Origin of the sequence: Albidovulum sp., assembly GCF_049646345.1 — a bacterium.
Taxonomy (GTDB): domain Bacteria; phylum Pseudomonadota; class Alphaproteobacteria; order Rhodobacterales; family Rhodobacteraceae; genus Albidovulum.
On record NZ_JBARVQ010000687.1, the window covers coordinates 1 to 3171 of the forward strand.

Annotated in this window: 3 protein-coding genes; all 3 read left to right on the top strand. The window is 66.3% G+C overall.

Features of this window, described 5'->3' with window-relative positions; genetic code table 11:
- The first annotated feature begins 171 nt into the window (after positions 1 to 171).
- The 3 genes from WBB85_RS17910 to WBB85_RS17920 are packed head-to-tail and all read left to right on the top strand — an operon-like array spanning position 172 to position 3062.
- A complete protein-coding gene (locus WBB85_RS17910) occupies positions 172 to 1347 on the top strand; it encodes an MFS transporter (RefSeq protein ID WP_432639959.1) in 1176 nt (391 codons plus the stop codon).
- A gap of 45 nt (positions 1348 to 1392) precedes the next feature.
- Positions 1393 to 2445 (top strand): glycosyltransferase family 4 protein, encoded by a 1053-nt coding sequence (locus WBB85_RS17915; RefSeq protein WP_432639957.1) that lies wholly within the window; start codon positions 1393 to 1395, stop codon positions 2443 to 2445.
- Positions 2442 to 3062: a glycosyltransferase family 29 protein gene (locus WBB85_RS17920; protein ID WP_432639958.1), complete on the top strand. Its 621-nt coding sequence runs from the start codon at positions 2442 to 2444 to the stop codon at positions 3060 to 3062. Before WBB85_RS17915 ends, WBB85_RS17920 begins: the two co-directional genes overlap by 4 nt.
- Positions 3063 to 3171: the final 109 nt, after the last annotated feature.

Here is a 3171-nt window from a genome sequence, read left to right on the forward strand (position 1 = left end):
GGCAGGCACCCGCCCGGCGCGCTTGTTCCCGGGCGAAGTGGGCACTTCCTTGAACGGCACCAAAGTCCCGATTTCGGATGTTTTGAGCGGGATGGCCCACCGATCGGCAGCCCTTGCGTGGCGCTGCGATCTGCCGCAGGTTGCCGCGCGCAATGGTGGGGGTGGCAGCGGATGCGGGCAGGTCTGGTCTTTCTGGTGGCGGGCTATGTGCTCAGCCAGTTTTACCGCGCCTTTCTCGCGGTGCTGACCCCGGTCCTTGGGGTTGAAATCGGGGTGACACCGGGCGATCTGGCTGTTTCCTCGGGCATCTGGTTTTCGATCTTCGCTCTCATGCAACTGCCCGTGGGTGAGGCGCTGGACCGGATCGGGCCGCGCCTGACGGCGTCTGTTCTGCTTGGGCTCGGCGGCGGTGGCGGAGCGCTCGTCTTCGCGCTGGCCGAGGGGCCTTGGGCGGTTCATGCCGCGATGGCGCTGATCGGGATCGGCTGTTCGCCGGTCCTGATGGCGTCCTACTATATCTTTGCGCGCATCTATTCCCCGGCGGTCTTCGGCACACTGGCCGGGGCGATCATCGGCGCTGGTTCGCTTGGCAATATCGCTGGCGCGGCCCCGCTGGCTTGGCTCGTGGGCGCAGTCGGCTGGCGTCCGGCGCTCTTTGCGCTGGCCGCGGTGACCTTCCTTGTGGCGGCAGCACTATGGGTCTTCGTCCGTGGCCCGGAGCGGGCAGAGGTGCCCGAAACCGGGCGCGGTTCCATCCTGCACCTGCTGAAGGTGCCGGGCCTCTGGGCGATCTTGCCGCTGATGGCGGTCGCCTATGCGCCCGCCGCCGCGATCAGAGGGCTGTGGGCCGGGCCATATCTGCAAGAGGTTTTTGGCGCCGATGCCACTGTCATCGGGCGGGCAACGCTGGTCATGGCGCTGGCCATGGTCCTCGGCAATTTCGCCTATGGCCCGCTCGACCGCATTTTCGGGACACGCAAATGGGTAGTGATCCTGGGCAATATCGGCGCGGCTTTTGGCCTTGCCGCCTTGGCCCTTGTGCCAGGCGCGGGCGTCTGGACCGCGACGGCATTGCTCGCCGCTCTGGGTCTTTTCGGCTCGTCCTTCCCGGCGATCATGGCACATGGGCGCAGCTTCTTTCCGCCACACCTTGTCGGGCGCGGTGTCACCTTCCTCAACATGTTCGGCATCGGCGGGGCGGGGATCCTGCAATTCGCCTCGCGTCCCGTCTATCAAGGTGCCTCGGGCGCGCCCGAAGACGTGTTTCGCACGGTGTTCCTGTTCTTTCTCGTGCCCCTCATCATCGGCATCTTCCTTTACCTCTTCAGCCGTGACGCCCGAGGCTAGCCTTGCCCGCCTGCATCCGCTAACCAGAGGTGCGAAGGAGAGCGCATGGCCCCGGATATCCGCGACATCGACGTGATCGCGCCCAATCTCAAACGGCGGCTGTCGGGTGTGACGGCGACGATCGTTCGGCTGGTGCCGTTGCAGGCGGGCATGATCGGCATTGCCGCGACCGGGCCGGGACTGCCTGCCCATGTGCCGCAGATCCCGCTTCCGCGCCTGTTCCTGATGCCGCGCAACCGGTGCCGTGTCTGGCATGCGCGTCGCAATACCGAGATGTTGCTGGGTCTGATCCTGAAACATGTGTTCCGGCGGAAGCTGAAACTGCTCTTCACCTCGGCCTCGCAGCGGCGGCACAGCGGTTATACGAAATGGCTGATCGGCCGGATGGACGGCGTGATCGCGACGTCGCAGAAGACGGCGGCCTATCTGAAACGTCCGGCAGACGTCATCCTGCACGGGATCGACACTGACGGCTTTTCCCCGCCCGGGGATCGCGCGGCCCTGCGTCGGGGCCTTGGCCTGCCGGAAGATCACGTGATCATGGGGTGTTACGGCCGCATCCGGGCGCAGAAGGGCACTGATGCCTTTGTCGATGCCGCGCTGGCACTGTTGCCCGACCGGCCGAATGTGACGGCGCTCGTCATGGGGCGGGCGACCGAAGGGCATGACGGCTTCCTGTCGGGTCTGAAGGAAAAGGCCGCGGCGGCAGGACTTGCCGATCGCATCCGCTTTCTGCCCGAAGTGCCGGTGCATGCGATTGCCGACTGGTACCGCATCCTTGACCTCTATGTCGCGCCGCAGAGGTGGGAGGGCTTCGGCCTGACCCCGATCGAGGCCATGGCCTGCGGCGTGCCGGTCGTCGCAACCCGAGTCGGCGCGTTCGAGGAGATTGTGGCTGACGGCACTGGTGCGCTGGTGCCGCCGGACGACATTCCGATGCTGACAGCGGCGATTGCGCCCTATCTTGGCGATGCGGGGCTGCGGCAGGCGTCGGGGCAGGCGGCCCTCGCCCGCGTCTATGACGCGTTCCGGATCGGGCGCGAGGCAGAGGCGATTGTCGCGGTCTATCGCAGATTACTGGCGGGAGAGACGCGGTGAACCGCTTGTCGTTCCTGATAGCCCGGACCTTGCGGCAGGACGCGCCGCTGGCCGCCCTGTCGGTGCCGCGTGGTGACCTGATGGCGGACCTCGCGGGCAAGCGCGTGGCGCTTGTCGGCAACGCGCGCTCACTGGCCGACGGCAATGAGGGTGCGGAGATTGACGCCGCCGATCTGGTGATCCGCATCAACCGCGCGCCGATGCCCGCCTCGCGCACCCATGGCACACGCACCGACTGGCTGGCGCTTGCCACCTCGATCGGTGCTGAGGACATGAGCCGCATCCAACCCCGCCGCATGCTCTGGATGTCGCACAAGCGCAAACGGCTGCCATGGCCTGTCGCGGCATCCGACGGCTTTTACCTGCACCCGCGTGTCGACTGGTCCGATCTGCACAACCGGCTCGGCGCGCCGCCGACGACCGGGCTGATGATGATCGACCTTCTCGCCTCAAGCGATCTCACCGCGCTTCGCCTCCACGGCTTCGACTTCTTCGCCTCGCTCTCGCTCACCGGGTCGCGCCGGGCCGATCAGGTGCCGCATGACTTTGCGGCCGAAAAGCAGTTCGTCGATGCGCTGATGACCCGCGATCCACGCGTTACACAGGCGGGGACGTGATCTGCCTGCCGCAGCAGCGTTTTTCCTGCGCCGCACCGCAGCAAGGCCTTTAACTGAGGCGAGCAATCGGCTAAGGGGCCACGTCCTTAACGTTAGGAGACCCCAATGG

Coding starts and splice junctions, on each gene's coding strand:
- WBB85_RS17910 (WP_432639959.1), top strand. CDS start 172: ATGCGGGCAGGTCTGGTCTTTCTGGTGGCGGGCTATGTGCTCAGCCAG.
- WBB85_RS17915 (WP_432639957.1), top strand. CDS start 1,393: ATGGCCCCGGATATCCGCGACATCGACGTGATCGCGCCCAATCTCAAA.